17 protein-coding genes and 2 pseudogenes are annotated in these 24,620 nt (G+C 70.7%); 5 read left to right on the forward strand and 14 right to left on the reverse strand.

What is annotated here, in order from left to right:
- Positions 1 to 109 precede the first annotated feature (109 nt).
- Positions 110 to 217: pseudogene (locus ABZW18_RS10965) on the reverse strand (transcriptional regulator); the annotation flags it as partial.
- A gap of 79 nt (positions 218 to 296) precedes the next feature.
- Between ABZW18_RS10965 and ABZW18_RS10970 the strand changes: the two are divergent.
- Positions 297 to 473, forward strand: a complete 177-nt coding sequence (locus ABZW18_RS10970) for a hypothetical protein (RefSeq protein ID WP_356185176.1) — start codon at positions 297 to 299, stop codon at positions 471 to 473.
- A 624-nt stretch (positions 474 to 1,097) separates the two neighbouring features.
- Positions 1,098 to 2,477 (forward strand): M28 family metallopeptidase, encoded by a 1,380-nt coding sequence (locus ABZW18_RS10975; RefSeq protein ID WP_356185179.1) that lies wholly within the window; start codon positions 1,098 to 1,100, stop codon positions 2,475 to 2,477.
- 86 nt (positions 2,478 to 2,563) lie between these two features.
- On the opposite strand, the gene ABZW18_RS10980 is transcribed toward ABZW18_RS10975, so the two are convergent.
- The 4 genes from ABZW18_RS10980 to ABZW18_RS10995 form a co-directional block, all read right to left on the reverse strand.
- Positions 2,564 to 3,844 carry a DUF2092 domain-containing protein gene (locus ABZW18_RS10980; protein ID WP_356185182.1) on the reverse strand — a complete coding sequence of 427 codons (1,281 nt, stop codon included), beginning with the start codon at positions 3,842 to 3,844 and terminating at the stop codon, positions 2,564 to 2,566.
- A 497-nt stretch (positions 3,845 to 4,341) separates the two neighbouring features.
- Positions 4,342 to 5,352, reverse strand: coding sequence for a polyprenyl synthetase family protein (locus ABZW18_RS10985; protein ID WP_356185185.1), 1,011 nt, complete (start codon positions 5,350 to 5,352; stop codon positions 4,342 to 4,344).
- 535 nt (positions 5,353 to 5,887) lie between these two features.
- Positions 5,888 to 7,180, reverse strand: coding sequence for an FAD-dependent oxidoreductase (locus ABZW18_RS10990; RefSeq protein WP_356185187.1), 1,293 nt, complete (start codon positions 7,178 to 7,180; stop codon positions 5,888 to 5,890).
- Positions 7,181 to 7,195: 15 nt separating this feature from the next.
- Positions 7,196 to 8,443: an ATP-grasp domain-containing protein gene (locus ABZW18_RS10995; RefSeq protein ID WP_356185190.1), complete on the reverse strand. Its 1,248-nt coding sequence runs from the start codon at positions 8,441 to 8,443 to the stop codon at positions 7,196 to 7,198.
- A gap of 249 nt (positions 8,444 to 8,692) precedes the next feature.
- On the opposite strand from ABZW18_RS10995, the gene fahA reads away from it, so the two are divergent.
- The 3 genes and pseudogenes from fahA (at position 8,693) to ABZW18_RS11010 (ending at position 11,990) form a co-directional block, all read left to right on the forward strand.
- Positions 8,693 to 9,907, forward strand: coding sequence for a fumarylacetoacetase (fahA, locus tag ABZW18_RS11000; protein WP_356185192.1), 1,215 nt, complete (start codon positions 8,693 to 8,695; stop codon positions 9,905 to 9,907).
- A 555-nt stretch (positions 9,908 to 10,462) separates the two neighbouring features.
- A pseudogene (locus ABZW18_RS11005) lies at positions 10,463 to 11,080 on the forward strand (GntR family transcriptional regulator); the annotation flags it as partial.
- 289 nt (positions 11,081 to 11,369) lie between these two features.
- Positions 11,370 to 11,990, forward strand: coding sequence for a Uma2 family endonuclease (locus tag ABZW18_RS11010; protein WP_356185383.1), 621 nt, complete (start codon positions 11,370 to 11,372; stop codon positions 11,988 to 11,990).
- Between the two features lie 131 nt (positions 11,991 to 12,121).
- Here the strand turns inward: ABZW18_RS11010 and ABZW18_RS11015 are convergent, their stop codons facing one another.
- The 9 genes from ABZW18_RS11015 to ABZW18_RS11055 all read right to left on the reverse strand — a co-directional run bounded on the left by ABZW18_RS11015 (position 12,122) and on the right by ABZW18_RS11055 (position 24,566).
- A complete protein-coding gene (locus ABZW18_RS11015; protein ID WP_356185194.1) occupies positions 12,122 to 12,958 on the reverse strand; it encodes a glycerophosphodiester phosphodiesterase in 837 nt (278 codons plus the stop codon).
- Between the two features lie 424 nt (positions 12,959 to 13,382).
- Positions 13,383 to 15,035: an NADH-quinone oxidoreductase subunit NuoN gene (gene nuoN, locus ABZW18_RS11020; protein ID WP_356185197.1), complete on the reverse strand. Its 1,653-nt coding sequence runs from the start codon at positions 15,033 to 15,035 to the stop codon at positions 13,383 to 13,385.
- A gap of 5 nt (positions 15,036 to 15,040) precedes the next feature.
- Complete coding sequence (locus tag ABZW18_RS11025; RefSeq protein ID WP_356185200.1) at positions 15,041 to 16,675, reverse strand: NADH-quinone oxidoreductase subunit M; 1,635 nt, start codon at positions 16,673 to 16,675, stop codon at positions 15,041 to 15,043.
- 1 nt (position 16,676) lies between these two features.
- Positions 16,677 to 18,617 (reverse strand): NADH-quinone oxidoreductase subunit L, encoded by a 1,941-nt coding sequence (nuoL, locus tag ABZW18_RS11030; protein ID WP_356185203.1) that lies wholly within the window; start codon positions 18,615 to 18,617, stop codon positions 16,677 to 16,679.
- A 12-nt stretch (positions 18,618 to 18,629) separates the two neighbouring features.
- Positions 18,630 to 18,929: an NADH-quinone oxidoreductase subunit NuoK gene (gene nuoK, locus ABZW18_RS11035; protein WP_356185206.1), complete on the reverse strand. Its 300-nt coding sequence runs from the start codon at positions 18,927 to 18,929 to the stop codon at positions 18,630 to 18,632.
- Positions 18,930 to 19,008: 79 nt separating this feature from the next.
- Positions 19,009 to 19,824, reverse strand: coding sequence for an NADH-quinone oxidoreductase subunit J (locus tag ABZW18_RS11040; protein WP_356185209.1), 816 nt, complete (start codon positions 19,822 to 19,824; stop codon positions 19,009 to 19,011).
- Positions 19,821 to 20,513, reverse strand: a complete 693-nt coding sequence (gene nuoI, locus ABZW18_RS11045; protein ID WP_356185212.1) for an NADH-quinone oxidoreductase subunit NuoI — start codon at positions 20,511 to 20,513, stop codon at positions 19,821 to 19,823. Before nuoI ends, ABZW18_RS11040 begins: the two co-directional genes overlap by 4 nt.
- The gene (gene nuoH, locus ABZW18_RS11050) at positions 20,506 to 21,894 is read right to left on the reverse strand and encodes an NADH-quinone oxidoreductase subunit NuoH (protein WP_356185385.1); all 1,389 of its coding nucleotides are present in this window, start codon (positions 21,892 to 21,894) and stop codon (positions 20,506 to 20,508) included. The genes nuoI and nuoH overlap by 8 nt, the downstream gene beginning before the upstream one ends.
- 5 nt (positions 21,895 to 21,899) lie before the next feature.
- Positions 21,900 to 24,566, reverse strand: a complete 2,667-nt coding sequence (locus tag ABZW18_RS11055; protein WP_356185214.1) for an NADH-quinone oxidoreductase subunit G — start codon at positions 24,564 to 24,566, stop codon at positions 21,900 to 21,902.
- Positions 24,567 to 24,620 lie beyond the last annotated feature (54 nt).

Below are 24,620 nucleotides of genomic sequence, written 5' to 3' on the forward strand. Positions count from 1 at the left end.
GCCTGACGCGGTTCAGGCCCGGGCCGCGTCGTATCCCTCGCGAGGGTCGCCGGCGCGGTTCAGGCCCGGGACGCCGCGTCGTAGGCCCCGCGGGGATCACCGGCGCGGTTCAGGCCCGGGCCGCGTCGTATCCCCCGCTGGCCTTCTCGACCTCGGGCACCCGGCTCTCGGACCAGCGGGCCAGCTCCCACACCTGCCGGGCCGCCTCCTCGCCGAGCACCTTCCTGAGCGTCTCCCCCGAGTGCCGGCCCCGCGCGGCGCTGCCGTCGAAACGTCGACGCACCAGGGAGGACCCCTTGCAGCAGAGCAACGCCGCGCACCCCGAGAGGACTGCCCCCGCCTCCCCGATCCGTAACGGACTCGCGTACGGCTTCGCCGCCTACGGCATGTGGGGCCTCCTCCCGCTCTACTGGGCGCTGCTGGAGCCCTCCGGTGCGGTCGAGATCCTGGCTCGCTGGCCGTGGTCAGCCTGATCCTGCTGGCGCTGCGCCGTTGGGGCCAGGATCGGTCCACTGCTGCGACAGCCGAACGGCTCGGCTGATAGCCCTCGCGGCGGCCGTCGTCGGTCGAACTACATCTGGGGCGTCAACTTCTCGGCCCTGAAGGAGCTTGCCCGCTCGGGCGCTTCAAGCCGGGTCGCGCTCCCGGCTGTCCCCTACGACGGGACGGCCACGGGTCGCATCTACCAGCCAGGGAGGTGTTACGTCCCTGGTGGTACGGGTGCGTTGACGAGCACCCACGCCGAGCGTGCGCCGACGGCTCGGACCTGTTCCAAAACCTGAGCACTGCCGCTGACCCGGATCCGCTCCCAATACCTGATACCTGAGCCTTCTCGGGGACCCGACGTCATAGCGTCATGCCCTCGCAGCCCCGGCCCCGCCTTCCCCGCCCTCCGGCCCCGTACGGCGGCGGTACGGACCGATATCCGGCAGGTCGTGTCCGATTTCCGCCCTTGACGTGACGTCAGGTTCCCCTGAGCATCAGGCTCGCACCAAGAGTCTCAAAAGCTGGACAGCTCCAGCGCCCTGCGGCCGCCCAAGCCGCGGGGCGTCCTGTTCGTTCCGTCCTGTTGCCGTTCGGAATACGGAGCCCCCACCATGTCGTCGAACACCCCCCGCACCGAGCGAACCACCGCCCGAAGATCATGGATCCGCCGGGCCGCCACCGCGGCTGCCGCGGCCGGTGCCGCGGCCGGGCTGGTCGCCTCCGCCCCGGGAGCCGCCGCCGCACCACCGTCGCCTCCGGCCACGGTCACTTCCCCCGCCGTTGCCGCGGCAGACGCGCCGGACATCCCGATTGCCAACGTCAAGGCGCATCTGACCCAGCTCCAGTCCATCGCCACCGCCAACAGCGGCAACCGCGCCCACGGCCGCCCCGGCTACAAGGCCTCGATCGACTATGTGAAGGCCAAGCTGGACGCGGCCGGATTCAGCACCTCCGTACAGCAGTTCACCTCCAGCGGCTCGACCGGCTACAACCTGATAGCCGACTGGCCCGGCGGTGACCCGGACCAGGTGGTCATGGCCGGAGCCCACCTCGACTCCGTCACCTCCGGCGCCGGGATCAACGACAACGGCTCCGGCTCGGCCGGCGTCCTCGAGACCGCGCTCGCCGTCTCCCGCGCGGGCCTACAGCCGGCCAAGCATCTGCGCTTCGGCTGGTGGGGCGCGGAGGAACTCGGCCTCATCGGCTCGAAGCACTACGTCAACAACCTGCCCTCGGCGGAGCGGTCGAAGATCTCCGGGTATCTGAACTTCGACATGATCGGCTCACCGAACCCCGGCTACTTCGTCTACGACGACGACCCGCAGATCGAGTCGGTCTTCAAGGACTATTTCACCGGCCTCGGCGTCGCCACCGAGATCGAGACCGAGGGCGACGGCCGCTCGGACCACGCGTCCTTCAAGAACGCGGGCATCCGGGTGGGCGGCCTGTTCACGGGCGCGAGCCGTACGAAGTCCTCCGCCCAGGCCCAGAAGTGGGGCGGCACCGCGGGCCAGGCCTTCGACCGCTGCTACCACTCCTCCTGCGACACGACCTCGAACATCAACGACACCGCGCTGGACCGCAACAGCGACGCCATCGCCCACGCGGTGTGGGCCCTGAGCGCCACCGGCTCGACCCAGCCCGGCACCGTCTTCGAGAACGCCGCCGATGTCTCCGTACCGGACAACGGCGCCGCGGTGACCTCACCGGTCGAGGTCACCGGCCGCACGGGCAACGCACCTTCCGCCCTGAAGGCCGCGGTGGACATCAAGCACAGCTGGCGCGGCGACCTGGTCGTCGACCTGCTGGCACCGGACGGGACCGCGTACCGGCTGAAGAGCTCCAGCGGCTCGGACTCCGCGGACAACGTCATCGCCACGTACACGGTCAACGCCTCCGGAGAGGCCGCGAACGGCACTTGGAAGCTGCGGGTACAGGATGTGGCCGCCCAGGACACCGGCTACATCGACAGCTGGAAACTCACCTTCTGAGGCCCTCGCCCCACCGCTCCGACCCACCCGGGCCCCACCCCGCGCCGCAGTACGGCTGTGCGCGGTGGGGCCCGTACGTACGGCGTCTACTTCGCCTCGTTGGCGGCCTTCACCAGCGTCGCCTTGTCGACGGCGCCGACGTACACAGCGCCGTCGTCCGTCAGCAGGGCGTTGACCAGGCGGGTGCTGAACACCGTGCCCGAGCCGAACTTCCCGCTGGCCTTGTCGCCGAGGCTGTCCATGAACTTCTGCGCCTCGGGCGGCATCCCGCCCTTGTCGTCGCCGGACCGTCCGGACGGCGCGCCCGCCCTGTCCGGCGCCTTCAGCTGGACGACGGACGCCCAGCCCTCGCCGATGGCCTTCAGCCCGGACAGACCGCCCAGGTCGCCGGCCGAGGGGGTGACGGGGACATCCAGGCCAGGGGCAGCCTTGCCCCGCTCCTTCCCCAGGTCCTTCTGTTCCTTCACCTCGGCGCCCTTGGGCGGAGTGAACTCGAAGGTGCTCGCATCCGGCCGGCCGAAGTCCACCGAGGTGAAGCCGGCGTCGACCACGGCCTTGCCGCCGCTCTTCGGCGAGAGCGTGACCTTCAGCGGCACGCCGTTCTCCGCGTCCACCGCGATACGGATCGCGCCGACCGTGGATCCCGACTGCTTCGGCTGGATCAGCAGCTTGTAGGCATCCCGCCCGGCGACCTTGGCCGTGCCGTCGACCTTGACGGACGTGGTGTCGTCCACGGCCTTCAGCACCTGCTGCGCGAACGCCTGCGGGGTGGCGCCCTCCGGACCCGTCTCCCTGTCCGGCGTCGGCTTCGCCTGCCTGTCCCCCTCCGGCGAGGTCGCGTGGTACGCGGAATTGGTGGCGGAGTCGTACGCCCACACCTCAGCGCCGTTGTGGACCAGGCTGTACTCGGCGGACTTGTCGACGACGGTGAGCCGGTGCTTGTCCTCGCCGTCCGCGGATACCCGCAGCGTGTGTGAACCGGCCGCCAGTTCCAGCAGCTTGGCCTGCGGATCGGCGGTCGCCCCGCCGTCCTTGCCGTCGTCGCTCTTCGATGCGCCGCCGAGGAGGCCGCCGCCACCACCGAGTCCCGGCAACGACGGGAGTCCCAGGTCCGTGTCGATCCTGACCGTGCCGGACATCTGCTGCGTATCCGACGTGGCGATCTTGGTAATGAGTTCTTCTGCCGAGATCTTCGGCAGATCCGGGTCGCCGGAGCCGGCGAACGCGGGGACGAGTCCGATCGTCACCGCGGCCACCCCCGCCACTGCGACCGGGACGGTGATGCGCGCTGTCCTGCGCTTCGGTTCCGCGGCCTCCTCCTCCGCCTCCCATTCGTCGGTGACCTGTGTCGGTCGCTTCCGTTGCATCTGCCGTACCTCCGTGGTCGGCGGCGGTTGATCGCAGAGCACCCCAGGACGCACTCTCGCGGACCTTGTCACCCGAGCCCGCCGCGCTTGTGCTACTAATCCCACCAAATCATCCATGTCAAAGCGTCAACCGCCGGGATCAACTCGACGTACACCTATGGGATGAGACGACCCGTCCGGACGGCGGAACGGATACCGCCGAGGGGGGAGCTGCCCTTAGGGGCCGGATACGCCGGGGACGACCTGCCGCACGGTCTCCGGAGCCGTGCCGGACGGCCACCACGGAACCGGCATCGGCGCTACTCGGTTCCGCCCCCGGTCCCACGGCACCGGGGGCGGATTCCGCGGCGGGCGGACCGTGCGGCGGGACCGCCGCAGCGGGCATCCGCCAAGGACGAGCAGTGGGCTCCCCCGGTGACGAACAGCGGGCGTCCGCCAGTGACGAGCAGTGGGCTTCCCCCGGTGACGAACAGCCCGCCGGACCCGCCGCTGACAGGTCAGCCGGCGCGGTGGACCACCGCGTCGCACAGCGCCTCGAGCGCGGCCTTCGCGGCGCACGCCTTCAGCGGTGCCAGGGCCGCACGGGCCTCCTCCGCGTAGCGGATCGTGTCCCGTCGGGCCTGCTGCAGCGCGGGGTGGGCGCGGAGCAGGCGCAGCGCCTCCGCGTGCCGGGCGTCGTCCGTGAGGTCGCCGTCGAGCAGCTCGCACAACTCGCGGTCCCCCGCCTCGCCCCTGGCCTCCGCCTGCGCCCGCAGGTGGAGGACGGGCAGCGTCGGAATGCCCTCGCGCAGATCCGTGCCGGGCGTCTTTCCCGACTCGTGGCTGTCGCTGGCGATGTCGAGCACGTCGTCCGCGAGCTGGAAGGCGGTGCCGAGCCGCTCGCCGTACTGGGTGAGGATGTCCACGACGCTCTCGTCCGCGCCGGACATCATCGCGCCGAAGCGCCCCGAGACAGCGATCAGCGAGCCCGTCTTGCCTGCGATGACATCGAGATAGTGGTCGATGGGGTCGCGGCCGTCGCGCGGGCCCGCGGTCTCCAGGATCTGGCCGGTGACCAGCCGTTCGAACGCCTCGGCCTGGATGCGTACGGCCTCGGGACCGAGGTCGGCCAGGATGTGGGAGGCGCGGGCGAAGAGGAAGTCGCCGGTGAGCACAGCGACCGAATTGTCCCAGTTCGCATTGGCGCTGGGTACCCCGCGCCGCACATCCGCCTCGTCCATCACGTCGTCGTGGTAGAGCGTCGCCAGATGCGTCAGCTCGACGACGACGGCGGAGGGCACCACACCCGGTGCGTGCGGGTCGCCGAACTGGGCGGCCAGCGTCACGAGCAGGGGCCGGAACCGCTTCCCCCCGGCCCGTACGAGGTGCTGCGCCGCCTCCGTGATGAACGGCACGTCGCTCTTGGTGGCCTCCAGCAGGCCCTCCTCGACAGCCGCCAACCCGGCCTGGACGTCGGCTTCCAGAGCCTGGTCCCGCACGCTCAGCCCAAATGGCCCGACGACGGTCACGAGGGGTTCTCCTGTCTGCGGACGACTACGCGGAATGTCGATGTGTCGCTGTATGTCGATGTGTCGCTGTCACCACCGGCAGAGTATCCGGTCGCCTGTCGATCACAGCGGGCGCCTGCCCGGCCGGCGCCCCGGCGTAACCCCGGAGATATACGACATGTTCGTGACAATCAGGATTCGGTGTCCGAGATCGCCGACCATGGCGTTCTCTCATCCACTGCGAGGCTGCGACGTGGGCGAAGGGCGGGTGGACGGGGCGTGCCCGACCGGCTCGCGGCGCGGGGCCGGTACGAAGGCCCGAGCACACACGCACCGTGTGCGACCGGGTCCACCCACCCTCCTGCCCGCGAGGGCCGGACATCAGTCTCTGCCCGGCGGCATGAACCGCTCCACCGCTCCGAGGAACGCAGCCGCCGCAGCCGCCTGCCGCAGCAGAGGGCACCGCTCCGCCCGCCGTCGGCCCGTGGGACGAGGCGGGAGCGGAACGGCGACGAGGGAAAGGCCTACGAGGGAAGTGCCGCGGTGCCGGAGACGCTCAGCGGCAGTCCGCCACCACCGCCTTGGCCAGCCGCCGCGACGCGAACTCCGTTCCGCAGACGAAGCGCATCACCGGCCCGTACGACGCCGCCGCCGGCAGGCCCGTGAAGTACAGACCCGGCAGCGACGAGCGGTAGCCCGCGCCCAGCCTCGGGGCGCCGCGGCTCGTGGTCAGTTCGGTGCGGAGCTCGTCGCCGAGGAAGTCCAGGGCCGCCGTGTCCACGCGGTAGCCGGTGGCGGCCAGGACGTGGTCGGCGGAGAGTTCCGACGTGCGGCCGGCAGAGCCGGTCAGGATCAGGACCGGTCGGCCGTCCTCCACCCGGGCCCCCGCGATCCGGTGGCCCGCCGTGACCTGCACGCGGCCCTCGAAGCGCTCGCGCAGCCACCATGCCCCGAGCGGTCCGAGCACCCGCCGCACCAGGTGGTGCCGGGCGGCCGGGGGCAGGAAGCGGTACGGTCCGGCGTGGTAGCTCAGGGCGTAGAGCGACCAGGCCCGCCCGAAGGGCGACTCGGGGCGCAGCCGCGGCTGCCGCCACGGCGGAGCGCCGAAGCCCACCGCGTCCCGGCCGCGCGCCACGACCCGTACGGCGGACGCGCCCGCCTCGTGCAGCAACACCGCGCTCTCCAGCGCGGACTGCCCGGCGCCCACGACGGCGACCTCGCGCCCGGCGAAGCGGCCGAGGTCGTGGTGCTGGGAACTGTGGGAGACCGGTCCGCTCGCCGACGGCCCGTCCGGTACGGCGCCCGCGAGCTCCGCGGGCAGATGCGCGAAGCCGCTCAGCCCCGTCGCCACGACGACGGCCCGCGCCGAGAACTGCTCACCCGAGTCCAGCTTCAGCTCGAAACCGGAGCCGGATCCGGAGCCGGAAGCGGAAGCGGAAGCGGAACGGGAGCGGGACCCGGAACCGGATGCCGAACCAGTGCCGTGACCGCGGCCGCCGCCGCGCCGGTCCACCGACACCACCCGTACCTGCTCCAGATCCGGCACGAGCCGCTGCTGGAACCAGAGCCCGTACCGCGCGAACGTCTCGACCGGGACGATGTCCTCGTCGGTCACCAGCCGCGCCGTACCCTCCGCGTCGCAGAAGTCGGCCAGCGTGTGCCCCGACTGCGGGGCGTCGATATTCGAGGCGGCCGGAGTGGACTTGAGCAGCATCCCGGCGGGCATCTGCTCCCGCCAGCTCGCCATCGGCGAACCGAAGACGCGCACCGGGACACCCTGTGCGCGCAGATGGGCGGCGGTCGACAGGCCGTAAGGGCCGGCCCCGATCACCACGACGGGCTTGTTCACGCTTCCCCCATACGGTCAGACGGTGTCGCGACGGGCCGCGCGCCACATCTGGAACAGGTGCTTGGCCCCCGGCCGGACGAACCGGACGGCCATCGTGAAGAAGGGCTTGAGGTCGTCACCCGCCAGCCACGCCAGCTCGGTGCCGGTGGGCCGCACGGGCGCGTGCGGTGTCGTGTAGCCGCTGCGCCGGTAGGCGAGCAGCGCGGGCAGATCGATGTTCTCGACGACGAAGCCGCGCCCGGGGCGCTGCTCCGCCTCCGGGACGGTGCGCCCGGTCAGGTGCAGATGCTGGGCGCGGACGACATCGACCCCCGCGGTGTTCTCGAAGAGCCGGAACTGCGCGCCCATCCGGGGGTTGAAGTCGAGCAGCTTGTACTGCCCGTCGCGGCGGTCGAAGCGCAGGTCCAGATCGATGGTCCCGGCGAATCCGATCGCCTTCACGAACTGGGCGGCGATCGCGGCGAGTTCGGGGTTGTCCACGACGTAAGCGCGCGCGGTCATGCCCGCGTGCGGTGGCCAGGAGCGCACCTTGACCCCGGTGAACATGGCCAGCGGCGCGCTGTCCGCGTCGAAGTAGGCGTGGACGATCCAGTCCTCGGCGTCCTCCCGCGGCAGGTACTCCTGGAGGATCACACCGGGCCGCGGCCCCCAGCCCCGCGCCAGACTCAGCAGCTGCGCCGGTCCGCCGATACGCGTGGTGCCGTTCACCGCCGGCTGCCGGCGCCGCTCGAAGGCCTCCCGGTTCTTGGCGACCACCGGGAAGCGCGCCCGCGCCGCGTACGCCTCGATGTCGGCGTACGAGGCGGGAAACGCCGCGGCCGGGGACGGTACGCCGTGCTCGGCGCAGAGCTCGTGCAGTCCCTGCTTGCTCGCCAGCCGGCGCGGTAACGCCGGGTCGACGCGCGGGAAGAGGAAGCGCTCGCGCAGCGCGTCGCCCTGCTCCGCGATCAGTACCGCGGCCTCCTCGTCGGTGGGGATCAGCACGGTGGGCCGGCCGATCCTGCGGCCGATCCGCAGCAGCCCGTCGACCAGCCGGTCCGGGCTCTCTGTGCCGGTGGTGGGCCACACGAAGGCATGGCGGAGATAGCGGGAGAGGGCGGCGGGCGTCCAGCGGTCCTCCGTGACGGCGTACATCGGCACGCCGAGCCGGCCGAGGCTGCGGATGGCTCCGACGCCTCCGTGGTGCAGCGGGTAGTCACCGATTTTCACTATCAGACCGGGCACGTTCCGGTCCGCTCCGAACAGCGCGCTCCTGCTCGCCACCAGCCCCCCTCGGCCATCCGGCCCAGTGGCCCCCCACTGCCCATGACCCGATAAGGACGGTACTTCGGAATTACCCCCTCCAGGAAGGTCTTTCCGGGGCAATTGCGATCTCTTTGGCAACGGACGCCCGTCGACCCACTGCCTGCTCTCCCGGCCCACGCCCCGCCCTCAGGCCGTAACCTGTGTGCCCGGCCACACGGCGGCCGGGCCCGGCCCCCCACGGCGGACAGGAAGGCGAGGCAGCGATCCATGCCCGAGCAGAGCCCGCTCGATCTGGCAGAAGACGACCCCTTCGGCCTGCACAACCTCCCCTATGGCGTCTTCAGCACCGCGGACGAGCCCGACCGCCGCCGCATCGGCGTGCGCTACGGCGACCACGTCCTGGACGTCCATACGGCGGCCAGCGCGCTCGGCTCCCCGCACTCCGACGTGCTCGCCCGCCCCACGCTGAACGCCCTGATGGCCATGGGCCGGCCCGTCTGGCAGGCCGTCCGCGCGGACATCAGGACCTGGCTCGGCTACCCGGCGATAGAGCCGTTCCTGCACCCGCTCACCGACGTCACCCTGCGCCTCCCCTTCGAGGTCGCCGACTACGTCGACTTCTACGCGAGCGAGCACCACGCCACCAACGTCGGCCGGATCTTCCGGCCGGACGGCGAGCCGCTCACCCCGAACTGGAAGCATCTGCCCATCGGCTACCACGGCCGCTCCGGCACCGTGGTGGTCTCCGGCACCCCCGTCCGGCGGCCCAGCGGCCAGCGCAAGGCGCCCGCGGACCCGGCGCCGGGCTTCGGGCCCACGCAGCGGCTCGACATCGAGGCCGAGGTCGGCTTCGTCGTCGGGTCCCCCTCCGCGCTCGGCGAGCAGGTGCCCCAGAGCGCCTTCCGCGACCATGTCTTCGGGGTCTGTCTGCTCAACGACTGGTCGGCGCGGGACATCCAGGCCTGGGAGTACGTCCCGCTGGGCCCGTTCCTCGGCAAGTCCTTCGCCACCTCGGTATCGGCGTGGATCACTCCGCTCGAGGCTCTCGACGAGGCCCGTACCGCACCTCCGGCGCGGGACCACGAACTGCTGCCGTATCTGGACGACTCCGGGCTGGAACCCGGTGGACTGGACATCCGGATCACGGTCGCCATCAACGGCCACACGGTCTCCGAGCCGCCGTTCTCCACGATGTACTGGACCGCGGCCCAGCAGCTGGCCCATATGACGGTCAACGGGGCCTCGCTGCGGACCGGCGATCTGTTCGCATCGGGCACGGTCAGCGGGCCGAGGCCCGAGGAGCGCGGCTGTCTGCTGGAGCTGACCTGGGCGGGCCGCGACGCGCTGGAACTCCCCGGCGGCAACCGCACCTTCCTGGAGGACGACGACGAGGTCACCCTCACGGCGTGGGCCCCGGGGCCTGGGGGCGTACGCATCGGCCTGGGCGAGGTCACCGGCAGGATCGTGCCGAACGGGCGCTGAACCGGGGGCGGCGAGGGGCTGCCCGGTACGGGGCGCCCTTCCGGGGGCGGTAGGGCTTGCGCGAAACGGCCAGCGGTCGGGGCGGCGACGGTTTGCGCGGAACAGCTACCGGCCGGGGCGGCGACGGTTTGCGCGGAACAGCTACCGGCCGGGGCGGCGACGGTTTGCGCGGAACGACTACCGGCCCGGGCGGCGATGCGGCGGAACAGCCAGGGCCCGGCACGCCGGCCGCTTCCGCGGAACAGCCGCCGACCGGACCCCGGACAGGCTCCTCCGGAACGACAGCCGCCGGCGCGCACCCGTAACAACCCGTCGGCCGGGACGCCGAAAGGCCCCCCGTAGGCCGGCCGCCGACCGGCCGGCAAGAGGGCCCGCGGACCCCCGCGGGCCCTTCACGGCAGTGGCAGATCTTCCGCCGACAACAGCGAAGCCGCAGGTCAGCCAGTCCGCCGCGAAGGCGATTGGTGGCGCAACACTCCGGCAACACCACCCACCCCCATCCGTGGGTATGGTCCGAGCCACCACCCGACCACCACCCATCCACGGAGCCGGCCGATGCCTGCCGATCTCCCCCAGCTACCGCTGGGAGGCGCCCCCATCCGCGAGCTGACCCCGCCGCTCGCCGCGGCACGCCGCCGCCGGCTGCGCGCCGACCGGGCGCGGCAGCTCGCGGACCTGCTGCGCCACCAGGTGCTCACCGGCGGCTTCCCCGGCGGCGTACTCCCCCTCGAGGACGCCATCGCGGCCGACCACCGGACCTCCCGCAACACCGTCCGCCAGGCGCTCGACCTGCTGCGCGCCGAGTAGCTGGTGGAACGCCAGCCCGGAGTCGGCACGGTGGTGGTGGCGGAGAAGTACCCACACGGCCTCGACCGGCTGATGGGGCTCGCGGAGACCCTGCACGAGCACGGTCCGGTCAGCAATGAAGTACGCACCGTGGGCCCGGTCCCGGCGTCCCCGCCCGTCGCCGAGCGGCTCCGTCTTCCGCCGTACACCGATGTCCTCTACATCGAGCGGCTGCGGCGGCTGGGCGGACTGCCGCTCTCCCTCGACCTCACCTACGTCCCGATGGACGTCGGCGTCGAACTCCTCGGCGCCGACCTGGAGAACACCGATGTCTTCCGGCTGATCGAGAAGATCACCGGGCAGCCGCTCGGCACCGCCGAGATCACGCCGACGTACGCAAGGCGGCTGTCCTCGCCCTCCTCCGCCTGGGCGACCGCGAGGACGCCCGCGCCGCCCTGGCCACGGCAGCCACCGACCCCGACGCCGACGTACGGGCCTTCGCCTCCCGGGGGGCCTGAGCGGAGGTGGCCCACCCGATACGGAGGTACGGGCCCACGTCTCACGGGCGACGGTACCCGTCAACGGCGCGCGGCCCCTTCACACGTACGTGGGGGTATCGCCCGCTTCCCTCCGGATCACCGGATGAAGCTGTGAGACTCCGCCCATGGGAGCACCGATGAGCGTGAGCGTCGAGCCCGGGCCCGAGGCATCCGGGCCCAGGTGGCCGGTCCCGCCCAAGGGCGGCTGGACCGCCGACGACCTGGACCGGCTTCCCAATCTGCCTCCGCACACGGAGCTGATCGACGGGAGCCTCGTCTTCGTGAGTCCGCAGACCATCTTCCACGTCCGCGCTGTCGACTTCTTCAGTCAGCAGCTGGAATCGGCAGTGCCCGCGGACCTGGAGGTCATCCGGGAATTCACCATCGACGTCGACCGGCAGAACCGGCCGGAACCCAATGTGGTCGTGGTACCAGGAGAGGTCATCCTCGACGACGAACAGACCCGGCTCCCCGCCGAGTCGGTCGTCCTGGCCCTCGAGGTCGTCTCCCCCGACTCGCGGTCCAGGGACCGCGAGTCCAAGCCCCTCAAGTACGCGAGGGCCGGGATCCCGCACTACTGGCGGGTGGAGAACGACAGCGGCCGTGCCGTCGTCTACGTCTTCGAGCTGGAGCCCGCGACCGGCGCGTACACCGCGACCGGCATCTTCCGCGACCGGCTCAAAGTCTCCGTCCCCTACACCCTCGACCTCGATCTCACTGCGATCACTCCTCGCCGCCGGACGAACGCTGAGCAGTAGGTAGACCCGCGGGGGCAAGTCCAACCGCTCTCGACCGCACCGATGTGCGTCAGACCCGCGGGCCGGGGACTACGAAGACGCGATCATCGCCAGGGTCCGGCCGCCCCGCCTGCCTGCTGCTCGCCCGCTCGTCAGCGGGCGCCGATCTGCTCCAGGACCTGCCGCGGGCGGTTGGTGATCACGGCCTCGACGCCGAGGCCGAGGCACAGCTCCACGTCCTCCGGTTCGTCCACGGTCCACACGTGCACCTGGTGTCCCGCGGCCCGCAGCCGGGGCACCAGCTGCGGCCGGGCGCGTACGAGGTCGATGCCGGGCCCGGCGATCCGTGCCCCGGTCGGCAGCACTGTGGCCCGCCCCGGTAGCGGCCTTCCCCGGCCCAGCAGCGGCGGCCTCTCGGTGAGCAGCACGCGCGGCAGCTCGGGCGCGAGAGCTCGCATCCGGCGCAGCGCGAGGCGCGAGAAGCTCATCAACTGCACCCGCGGCGGCTCTCCCGCCTCGGCCCGGTGAAGACCGAACAGCCGCAGCTGGCGGACCAGTTCGCGCTCGACCCGGCCCGCCCAGCGGGTGGGGTGCTTGGTCTCGACGGCCAGCCCGACGGGCCGGTGCGCGGAGGTGGCCAGGGCGAGCAGTTCGTCGAACGCGAGCACCTGGGCCGGTGCCGCGTGACCGCCCTTCCACGAGCCGAAGTCGAGCCGGTCAAGCTCGTCCAGGGACATCGCGGAGACCGCGCCGCGCCCGTCGGACGTACGGTCCACGCGCCGGTCATGGACGCACACCAGCCGCTCGTCGGCGGTCAGCCGCACATCGCACTCCAGCGCGTCGGCGCCCTCCGCGATGGCCTGCTCGTACGCGGCGAGGGTGTGCTCGGGGTGATCGTGGGACGCGCCGCGGTGTGCGACGACCTGGGTGACCCGGCCGGTCGAGGCGGCCGCCGCACCGCGTCGGCGCCGGAGCTGATCAAGATTCACACGGAGATCGTTCCACCCGGCGGTGAACGGCTACCCAACGGGCCGTAGTGCGGAGAAATGCCCTTTATGACACATCGCACCGCAGGCCGGCCCCCGGCTGCGCCGCAGCAGGTCAGACGGCGGGACCAGGCACCGGCGCCCAACCGCCCACAGACCCGGCCGAGGCCCCGCGCAAACACAGCGATGCCGCGAAGCGATTCGCCGACCGGCAGGCCCTTACTCCCCTTGCCCCGCCGCCCGTCTCCGGGCACGGACTTCGTGGGGTAACGAGCGGTTCCCCAACGTGACCACGTGCTCGATGGTCGGTCCAGGGCGCACATGCCTCCCTCCGCACGCCAGGAGGGCGATAACCAACGGTGCCCCGGGGCCTGTTCGGCTCCGGGGCACCGTGTCGTACGGGGCTGTCATACGGGCGTCGACGGGGCTACCGCACGAATACCCCCGCCTGACCGGCCAGGTCCAGGAAGTACTGCGGCGCGACACCCAGCACCACGGTGACCGCGACACCGACCCCGATCGCCGTGATCGTCAGCGGGCTCGGCACGGCGACCGTCGGGCCCTCCGGCTTCGGTTCGCTGAAGAACATCAGGACGATCACCCGGATGTAGAAGAACGCGGCGATCGCCGAGGAGATCACGCCCACGATCACCAGCGCGCCCGCGCCGCCCTCCGCCGCCGCCTTGAAGACCGCGAACTTGCCGGAGAAGCCGGAGGTCAGCGGAATGCCCGCGAAGGCCAGCAGGAAGATCGCGAAGACGGCCGCGACCAGAGGTGAACGGCGGCCGAGACCCGCCCACTTGGACAGGTGGGTCGCCTCGCCGCCCGCGTCGCGCACCAGCGTCACCACGGCGAAGGCACCGATCGTGACGAAGGAGTACGCGGCCAGGTAGAAGAGCACCGACGAGATGCCGTCCGGGGTGGCGGCGATGACGCCCGCGAGGATGAAGCCCGCGTGCGCGATCGAGGAGTAGGCGAGCAGCCGCTTCACATCGGTCTGGGTGACCGCGACGATCGCGCCGATCAGCATGGTGAGGATCGCGACCCCCCACAGCACCGGCCGCCAGTCCCAGCGCAGCCCCGGCAGCACGACGTACAGCAGCCGCAGCAGCGCGCCGAACGCCGCGACCTTGGTGGCCGCCGCCATGAAGCCGGTGACCGGCGTCGGAGCGCCCTGGTAGACGTCCGGTGTCCACATGTGGAAGGGGACTGCGCCGACCTTGAAGAGCAGGCCCATCAGCACCATCGCGCCACCGATCAGCAGCAGCGCGTCATTGCCCATCGTGCCGGCCAGCGCCGGGTCGACCTGCCGGACGCTGCCGTCGACGACATCGGCGATCCCGGAGTACGTCACCGTGCCCGCGTAGCCGTACAGCAGCGCGATGCCGAAGAGCAGGAAGGCCGAGGAGAAGGCGCCGAGCAGGAAGTACTTCACCGCGGACTCCTGCGAAAGCAGGCGCTGGCGGCGGGCCAGGGCGCACAGCACATACAGCGGGAGCGAGAAGACCTCGAGGGCGATGAAGAGGGTCAGCAGGTCGTTGGCGGCGGGGAAGATGAGCATGCCGCCGACCGCGAAGAGCAGGATCGGGAAGACCTCGGTGGTGGTGAAGCCGGCCTTCACGGCGGTCTGTTCGGCCGTACCGCCCGGCACCGCACCGGCCTGCGCGACGAAGGAGTCGACCCGCTTGCCGTGCGCCTTCGGGTCGAGCCGGCGCTCGGCGAAGGTGAACACGGCGACCAGCGAGACCAGCAGGATCGTGCCCTGGAGGAAGAGCGCCGGGCCGTCGACGGCGATCGCGCCCATCGCCGCGATCTGCGACTTGCCGCCTCCGTAGCCGCCCGCGGCCAGTCCGACGACGGCCGCGAAAGCCGCTGCGAGGCTGACCACCGAGAGCAGCAGCTGCGCGTAGTAGCGACTGCGGCGCGGCAGGAACCCCTCGAGCAGTACGCCGACGATCGCGGCGCCGAGCACGATCAACGTCGGGGTCAGCTGCCCGTACTCGATATGCGGCGAGGGGATCTTCGCGGGAGCCTCGGCCGCCGTTGTCCACAGGCTGTGGACAGTTACTGCGTCTGCCACGGCGCTCACTTCGCGGCCTCCACGTCTCGTACCGGAACATCAGGCTTCGGATCGGTCTTCTGGACATCCGAGAGGGTGTGCTGCACCGCCGGATTCACAACCTTCGTCAACGGCTGCGGGTAGACACCGAGGAGGATCAGCAGGGCGATCAGCGGACCGATGACCACCAGCTCGCGCACCCGGAGATCGGCCATGCCCTGCACCGCGGCCTTGACCGGGCCGGTCATCGTGCGCTGGTAGAGCACCAGGACGTACAGCGCGGCCAGCACGATGCCCGCCGTCGCGATGACGCCGAGCGCCGGATAGCGGCTGAACGTGCCCACCAGGACCAGGAATTCGCTGATGAAGGGCGCGAGGCCCGGCAGCGAGAGGGTGGCCAGACCGCCGACGAGGAAGGTGCCCGCGAGGATCGGGGCGACCTTCTGCACCCCGCCGTAGTCGGCGATCAGACGGGAGCCGCGCCGCGAGATCAGGAAGCCCGCGACCAGCATCAGGGCTGCGGTCGAGATCCCGTGGTTGACCATGTAGAGGGTGGCGCCGCTCTGGCCCTGGCTGGTCATCGCGAAGACACCCAGGACGATGAAGCCGAAGTGCGAGATCGAGGCGTAGGCGATCAGCCGCTTGATGTCCCGCTGGCCGACCGCGAGCAGTGCGCCGTAGATGATGCTGATGACGGCGAGTACCAGGATCACCGGGGTGGCCCACTTCGAGGCCTCCGGGAAGAGCTGGAGGCAGAAGCGGAGCATCGCGAAGGTGCCGACCTTGTCGACGACCGCGGTGATCAGTACGGCCACCGGCGCCGTCGACTCGCCCATCGCGTTCGGCAGCCAGGTGTGCAGCGGCCAGAGCGGTGCCTTGACGGCGAAGGCGAAGAAGAAGCCCAGGAACAGGGCGCGTTCGGTGTTCGTCGCCATGTCGAGCTCGCCGGTCGCGTGCGCCTTGACGATCTCCTGGAGGGAAAAGGTCCCGCTGCCGAGGTCGTCGGCGGTCACGGCGAACAGCCCGATGACGGCGGCGAGCATGATCAGGCCGCCGGCGAGGTTGTAGAGCAGGAACTTCACCGCGGCATACGAGCGCTGTGTCGCCGCTGCCTCGTCACCGTGCTCGTGCGCCCGGTCCCCGAAGCCGCCGATGAGGAAGTACATCGGGATCAGCATGGCTTCGAAGAAGATGTAGAAGAGGAAGACGTCGGTGGCCTCGAAGGAGATGATCACCATCGCCTCGACCAGCAGGATCAGCGCGAAGAAACCCTGCGTCGGCCGCCACTTGCGCCGGTCCGCGGCGGGGCCGCCCTCGGATGCGGACTTCTCCTCCAGGGGGTCTGCGTCGTGCCAGCCCGCGAGGATGATGAAGGGGATCAACAGCGCGGTGAGGCCGATCAGGGCGACCGCGATGCCGTCCACGCCCAACTCGTAACGGACTCCGAAGTCCGCGATCCAGGCGTGCGACTCGGTGAGCTGGTAGCGGGCGCCGCCGGGCTCGAACCGTACGAACACGGCCGCCGCCAGGGCGAGCGTGGCCAGCGAGAAGGCCAGCGCCAGCCACTTGGCGGCGGTGCGTCGCGCGGCAGGCACGGCAGCCGTGGCGACCGCACCGACCGCCGGTACCAGCGCCGCGACCGTCAGCAGGGGAAAGGACATGTCAGACCGCCCTCATCAGCAGGGTCGCGGCGATCAGGACCGCCACACCGCCGAACATCGAAACCGCGTAGGAGCGGGCAAAGCCGTTCTGCAGCTTGCGCATCCGGCCGGACAGACCGCCGACCGAGGCCGCGGTGCCGTTCACCACACCGTCGACCACGGTGTGGTCGAGGTAGACCAGACCGCGGGTGAGGTACTCGCCCGGCTTGACCAGAGCGACATGGTTGAAGTCGTCCTGGAGCAGGTCCCGGCGGGCGGCCCGGGTGAGAAGGCTGCCGCGAGGAGCGGTGACCGGTACGGGCCCCCGTCCGTACTGCGCCCACGCCAGCGCCACACCGACGACGAGCACGACCATCGTGGCCAGGGTGACGGTCAGCGCGCTGACCGGCGGATGCCCGTGTGTATGCCCGGTGACCGGCTCCAGCCACTTCACAAAGGCCTCGTTGATGCTGAACAGGCCACCGGCGAAGACCGATCCGAAGGCGAGCACGATCATCGGGATGGTCATCGACTTCGGGGACTCGTGCGGGTGCGGCATCTCCCCGGGGCGCACGTCCATTCCGGGCTCGACGCTCGGCGCCTTGTCCGGGTCGGGAGCCGGCTGCCACCTCTTCTCGCCGAAGAAGGTCAGCAGCATCACCCGCGTCATGTAGTACGCGGTGATGGCCGCGCCGAGCAGGGCCGCGCCGCCGAGGATCCAGCCCTCCGTACCGCCCTTGGCGAAGGCCGCCTCGATGATCTTGTCCTTGGAGAAGAAACCGGACAGACCGGGGAAGCCGATGATCGCCAGATAGCCGAGGCCGAAGGTGACGAAGGTGATCGGCATGTACTTCCGCAGCCCCCCGTACTTCCTCATGTCCACCTCGTCGTTCATGCCGTGCATGACGGATCCGGCGCCGAGGAAGAGCCCGGCCTTGAAGAATCCGTGGGTGACGAGGTGCATGATCGCGAAGACATAGCCGATCGGACCGAGGCCGGCGGCGAGGATCATGTAGCCGATCTGCGACATCGTCGAGCCTGCCAGGGCCTTCTTGATGTCGTCCTTCGCGCAACCGACGATCGCACCGAAGAGGAGCGTCACCGCACCGACGGTCACCACCGCCAACTGGGCATCCGGCGCACCGTTGAAGATCGCTCCGGACCGGGTGATGAGGTAGACGCCCGCGGTCACCATCGTCGCGGCGTGGATCAGGGCGGAGACCGGGGTCGGGCCCTCCATCGCGTCCCCGAGCCAGGACTGCAGCGGCACCTGGGCCGACTTGCCGCAGGCGGCGAGCAGCAGCATCAGGCCGATGGCCGTCAGCGTGCCCTCGGAGGCGCCCTGGGCGCTTGCGAACACCGGCTCGAAGGCGAAGGTCCCGAACGTGGTGAACATCAGCATGATGGCGATGGACAGACCGACGTCACCGACGCGGTTGACGATGAACGCCTTCTTCGCCGCCGTGGCCGCCGAGGGCTTGTACTGCCAGAAGCCGATGAGCAGGTACGAGGCGAGGCCGACGCCCTCCCACCCGACGTACAGCAGCAGGTAGTTGTCGGCGATGACCAGGAGCAGCATCGCCGCGAGGAAGAGATTGAGATAGCCGAAGAAGCGGCGGCGACGCTCGTCGTGCTCCATGTAGCCGACCGAGTAGAGGTGGATCAGCGACCCCACCCCGGTGATCAGCAGCACGAAGGTCATCGACAGCTGGTCGAGCTGGAAGGCCACATCGGCCTGGAAGCCTTCGACCGGAATCCAGCTGAACAGGTACTGATGGATGGTGCGTTCCTCGCCGCTCCGGCCCAGCATGTCGGCGAAGAGCACCACGCCCATCACGAAGGACACCGCCGCGAGCCCCGTACCGACCCAGTGGCCGCTACGGTCCAGCCGCCGCCCTCCGCACAAGAGGACGGCCGCGCCGAGCAGCGGGGCCGCGACGAGCAATCCGATGAGGTTCTCCACTGTTGCGACCCCTTACAGCTTCATCAGGCTGGCGTCGTCGACCGAGGCCGAATGGCGGGAACGGAAGATCGTCACGATGATCGCGAGGCCGACCACGACCTCGGCGGCGGCGACGACCATCGTGAAGAAGGCGATGATCTGGCCGTCGAGGTTGCCGTGCATCCGCGAGAAGGTGACGAAGGCCAGATTGCAGGCGTTCAGCATCAGCTCGACGCACATGAAGACGACGATCGCGTTCCGCCGGATCAGCACTCCGGCTGCGCCGATGCTGAACAGCAGAGCGGCCAGATAGAGGTAGTAGACCGGATTCACTTGTTCGCCTCCTCGGTCCGTCCGAACCGGCTGAACCCGCTGAACATCAGGGCGACCACACGGAGATGACTGTCCGGATTCACTTGTTCGCCTCCTCGGCCCGCTCGATCCTGCCGAGCCGCTCCTCGGCGCGCTGCTCCAGAGCGGCCAGGTCGGCGAGCGCTTCCCCGGACACATCGCGGATCTGTCCGCGGGCCCGCAGCGTCGGGCTGACGGTGAGCTCCGACGGCGAGCCGTCCGGCAGCAGGCCGGGGATGTCCACTGCGTTGTGCCGGGCGTACACCCCGGGTGCGGGCAGCGGCGGGACCTGCTTGCCGGTGCGTACACGTGCCTCGGCCTGCTCGCGCTGGCTCGGGGGGCGCTCGGTGCGCTCCCGGTGGGTGAGCACCATCGCGCCCACGGCCGCCGTGATCAGCAGCGCGCCGGTGATCTCGAAGGCGAAGACGTACTTGGTGAAGATCAGCGCGGCCAGGCCCTGGACGTTGCCCCCCGCGTTGGCCTGTCCGAGGCCGTTGAAGGACGTGACCGAGGCGTTCCCGATACCGGCGATCAGCAGGATGCCGAAGCCGATTCCGCAGCCCGCCGCCAGCCATCGCTGGCCCTTCAGCGTCTCCTTGAGCGAGTCGGCCGCGGTGACGCCGACCAGCATGACGACGAAGAGGAAGAGCATCATGACCGCGCCGGTGTAGACGACGATCTGGACGACGCCGAGGAAGTAGGCGCCGTTGGCGAGATAGAAGATCGCCAGGACGATCATGGTCCCGGCGAGGCTCAGCGCCGAATGGACGGCCTTCTTCATCAGCACGGTGCTCAGTGCGCCGACGACGGCGACGATGCCGAGCACCCAGAACTGGACGGCTTCGCCGGTGGAGGTGGCGTACGCGGCGAGGTTCACGCCTGCACCCCCTTGTCCTGCGAACCGGCCGTCGGACCCGGTGACTCGGGCCGGCCGGATTCGGCTCGTTCGGATTCAGCCCGTTCGCCCTGGGAGACGGCGACCTGGCGCTCCGTACCGGGCGCGGCCTCGGTGACCAGGCCCCGGTAGTAGTCCTGCTCATCCGTGCCGGGGAAGATCGAGTGCGGTGTGTCGACCATGCCCTCCTCCAGGCCCGCGAGCAGCTGCTCCTTGGTGTAGATGAGCGATTCGCGGGACGCGTCGGCGAGTTCGTACTCATTGGTCATGGTCAGTGCCCGGGTGGGGCACGCCTCGACGCACAGGCCGCACAGGATGCAGCGCAGATAGTTGATCTGGTAGACGCGGCCGTAGCGCTCTCCCGGGGAGTAGCGCTCCTCCTCCGTGTTGTCCGCGCCTTCCACGTAGATGGCATCGGCGGGGCAGGCCCATGCGCACAGCTCGCAGCCGATGCACTTCTCCAGCCCGTCCGGATGCCGGTTGAGCTGGTGCCGGCCGTGGAAACGCGGCGCGGTGGGCTTCTTCTCCTCCGGGTACTGCTCCGTGAGCCGCTTCTTGAACATGGCCTTGAAGGTCACGCCGAAGCCGGCTACGGGATTCTGCCAGGGGGTACGGGGGCCCGCGGCGGAGCCGCCAGAGGGCTCCGTCCGTCGGGGATCACGGTCAGGCACCGTCGGCCTCCTTGCCATCCGCGGGGGTCTCCGCCGGGCCGTGACCCACCAGCGTCCGCTCATGGCGCGGGCGTCGGCGGGGTACGGGCGGCAGCGTCTGTCCGGGCAGCGGCGGTACGGGGAAGCCGCCCGCCATCGGGTCGAACGCGGGCGGCGGGCCGTCCTCCGCCGCTGCCTCGGCCTCCGCCCTCTGCGCCTCCCGGTCCCGGAAGATGTCGAAGACGAAGGAGAGCAGCAGAATCGTGACGACCGCGCCTCCGACGTACAGCACGATCTCCTGGAAGTCGTAGTTCTCGTTGCGCAGCGCCCGCACGGTCGCGACCAGCATCAGCCAGACCAGCGAGACCGGGATGAGCACCTTCCAGCCCAGCTTCATGAACTGGTCGTAGCGCACCCGTGGGAGCGTGCCGCGCAGCCAGATGAAGAAGAACAGCAGCAGCTGGACCTTGATGACGAACCAGAGCATCGGCCACCAGCCGTGGTTCGCCCCCTCCCAGATGGCGCTGATCGGGTACGGCGCCATCCAGCCGCCCAGGAAGAGGGTGATCGCGACGGCCGAGACGGTGACCATGTTGATGTACTCGGCGAGCATGAACATCGCGAACTTGATGGACGAGTACTCGGTGTTGAAGCCGCCGACCAGGTCGCCCTCGGACTCCGGCATGTCGAACGGGGCGCGGTTGGTCTCACCGACCATCGCCACGATGTAGATCAGGAACGACACCGGGAGCAGGATCGCGAACCAGCGGCCCTGCTGGGCCTCGACGATCGTCGAGGTGGACATGGAGCCCGAGTAGAGGAAGACGGCCGCGAAGGACAGACCCATCGCGATCTCGTAGGAGATCATCTGGGCGCAGGAGCGCAGTCCGCCCAGCAGCGGGTACGTCGAGCCGGACGACCAGCCCGCCAGCACGATGCCGTAGATGCCGACCGAGGCGATCGCCAGGATGTAGAGGATGGCGATCGGGAGGTCGGTGAGCTGCATCGTGGTGCGATGGCCGAAGATCGAGATCTCGTTCCCGGCCGGGCCGAAGGGGATCACCGCGATGGCCATGAAGGCGGGGATGGCGGCCACGATCGGCGCCAGGATGTAGACCGCCTTGTCGGCGCGCTTGACGACCACATCCTCCTTGAGCATCAGCTTGATGCCGTCCGCGAGGGACTGCAGGAGGCCCCAGGGGCCATGCCGGTTGGGGCCGATGCGCAGTTGCATCCAGGCGACGACCTTGCGCTCCCAGACAATCGAGAAGAGCACCGTCACCATCAGGAAGGCGAAGCAGAACACAGCCTTCAGCGCGATCAGCCACCAGGGGTCCCGCCCGAACATGGACAGGTCCTCGGCCGCGAGTCGGCTCAGGGAGCCGGACTCCCACGCCGTCATTGCGCTCACGATCGCACCTCCGGTGAGTCGGTGTCCGCCGCCCGCTGCCCGGCGTCCGTGCCCGGTCCGGCATCTGTGACGGGATCCGTGCCCGGTCCGGGGTCCGTGACGGTATCCGGGCTCGCCGGGGCGGTTCCCGCACCGATCCGGACGAGTTCACCGGGGCGCGCCCCGGTGTCCGCCGCGACACCACGTCCGACGGAGTTCAGCGGCAGCCACACCACCCGGTCCGGCATCTGCGTGATCCGGAGCGGCAGTTCTACGGTTCCGGCCGGGCCGGTCACAGCGAGCATTCCGCCCTCGCCGACTCCCGTCTGAGCGGCGGTGTCCGGGGAGAGGCGGGCCACGGCCTCGTGCCGGGTTCCGGCGAGCGCCTCGTCGCCCTCCTGGAGACGGCCCTGGTCGAGCAGGAGCCGGTGGCCCGCGAGGACCGCCTCCCCCGCGCCGGGGCGCGGCACCGGCCGCGGGTGCCCCATGGGCTCGACGGCGGGCGGGCCGTCCCACCCTCCGAGCCGGTCCAGTTCTCTGCGGATCGCCTGTACGTCCGGCAGCCCGAGGCGGCCCCGCCCTCCGGCACCCGCGGTGCCGGAGAGTGCGTCGGCCAGCATGTGCAGCACGCGCGCGTCCGGGATGAGGTGTCCGCGGGTCGACTGTTCCGGCTTGAGTGCCGCCTCGAACGGGCGGGCCCTGCCCTCCCAGTTGAGGAAGGTGCCCGCCTTCTCGGCGACGGCGGCGACCGGAAGGACCACGTCCGCACGGTCGGTGACCTCGCTCGGCCGCTGCTCCAGGCTGACCAGGAAGCCGACCTCGTCCAGCGCCCGGAGCGTGCGGTCCGGGTCCGGCAGATCGGCGACCTCGACGCCCGCGACCAGTAGGGCGGCCAGCTCCCCGGTGGCCGCGGCATCGATGATCTGGCCGGTGTCGCGGCCGTGCCGGTGCGGGAGTCCGGCGACGCCCCAGGCGGCGGCGACCTGCTCGCGGGCGCGCGGGTCGGTGGCCGGGCGACCGCCGGGCAGCAGCCCGGGAAGCGCGCCCGCCTCGATAGCGCCGCGCTCGCCTGCCCGGCGCGGGATCCATACGAGCGTGGCGCCGGTCGCGGTGGCGGCCCGTACGGCGGCGGTCAGCGCGCCGGGCACGGCCGCGAGCCGCTCGCCGACGATGATCACCGCGCCTTCGGTGCGCAGGGCCTCGGCGGCTTCCTGCCCGTAGCCCAGCAGAATCGACGGTCCCGCGCTCTGTCCCGTCTTCTTTCCCGGGCTCCCGTCGGGTGCCTGGGCCAGCGCGGTCAGCCATTCGGTCTCGGTGCCCGGCGCGGCGGGAAGCAGGACGCCGCCCGCCTTGGTCAGGCCGCGGGTGGCGTGTGTGGCGAGGGCGAAGGTTCGCTGGCCGTGCTTGCGGTTCGCCTTGCGGAGCCGCAGGAAGACGCCGGGCGCCTCCTCCTCGGACTCGAATCCGACGAGCAGCACCACCGGGGCCTTCTCCAGCGCGGTGTACGTCAGCCCGGTGCCGTCGAGGTCCCGGCCGCGCCCGGCGACGCGCGAGGCGAGGAAGTCCGCCTCCTCGCCGCTGTGGACGCGGGCCCGGAAGTCGATGTCATTGGTGTCGAGCGCGACGCGGGCGAACTTGGCGTAGGCGTACGCGTCCTCGACGGTGAGCCGGCCGCCGGTCAGGACGCCGGCACGGCCCTGCGCCGCCGCCAGCCCCCTGGCCGCGGCGTCCAGGGCCTCCGGCCAGCCGGCGGGCTCCAGTTCACCGGTCGCCGCGTTCCGCAGCAGCGGGGTGGACAGCCGGTCCCGGCTCTGCGCGTAGCGGAACGCGAAGCGGCCCTTGTCGCACAGCCACTCCTCATTGACCTCGGGGTCGTCGGCGGCGAGGCGGCGCATGACCTTGCCGCGCCGGTGGTCCGTACGGGTCGCGCATCCGCCCGAGCAGTGCTCGCACACGCTCGGCGAGGAGACCAGGTCGAACGGGCGGGAGCGGAACCGGTAGGCCTTCGAGGTGAGGGCACCCACGGGGCAGATCTGGATGGTGTTGCCGGAGAAGTACGACTCGAAGGGGTCGCCCTCGCCGGTGCCGACCTGCTGCAGGGCACCGCGGTCCAGCATCTCGATCATCGGGTCGCCCGCGATCTGGTTGGAGAAGCGGGTGCAGCGGGCGCACAGGATGCAGCGCTCGCGGTCCAGCAGCACCTGCGTCGAGATCGGAACCGGCTTCTCGAACGTCCGCTTCCTGCCCTCGAAGCGGGTGTCGGACTGCCCGGCGCTCATCGCCTGGTTCTGCAGCGGGCACTCGCCGCCCTTGTCGCAGACGGGACAGTCGAGCGGGTGGTTGATGAGCAGCAGCTCCATCACCCCGCGCTGGGCCTTCTCGGCCACGGGCGAGGTGAGTTGAGTCCTCACCACCATCCCGTCCGTACAGGTGATCGTGCAGGATGCCATGGGCTTGCGCTGGCCCTCGACCTCGACGATGCACTGGCGGCAGGCGCCCGCGGGGTCGAGCAGCGGGTGGTCGCAGAAGCGCGGGATCTCGATGCCGAGCAGCTCGGCCGCGCGGATCACCAGGGTCCCCTTGGGGACGGAGATCTCGATGCCGTCGATGGTGACGGATACGAGGTCCTCCGGCGGCACGGCCGCGTGCCCTCCCCCGGAGGGGGCAGACGTGGTGACGGTCATGCGTGCACCTCCAGGTGGAAGTCGTCGGCCTGCGGCACGCCCGCGGTGGGGCGC

The organism is Streptomyces sp. NPDC004647 (genome assembly GCF_040609575.1).
Classification (GTDB): Bacteria; Actinomycetota; Actinomycetes; order Streptomycetales; family Streptomycetaceae; genus Streptomyces.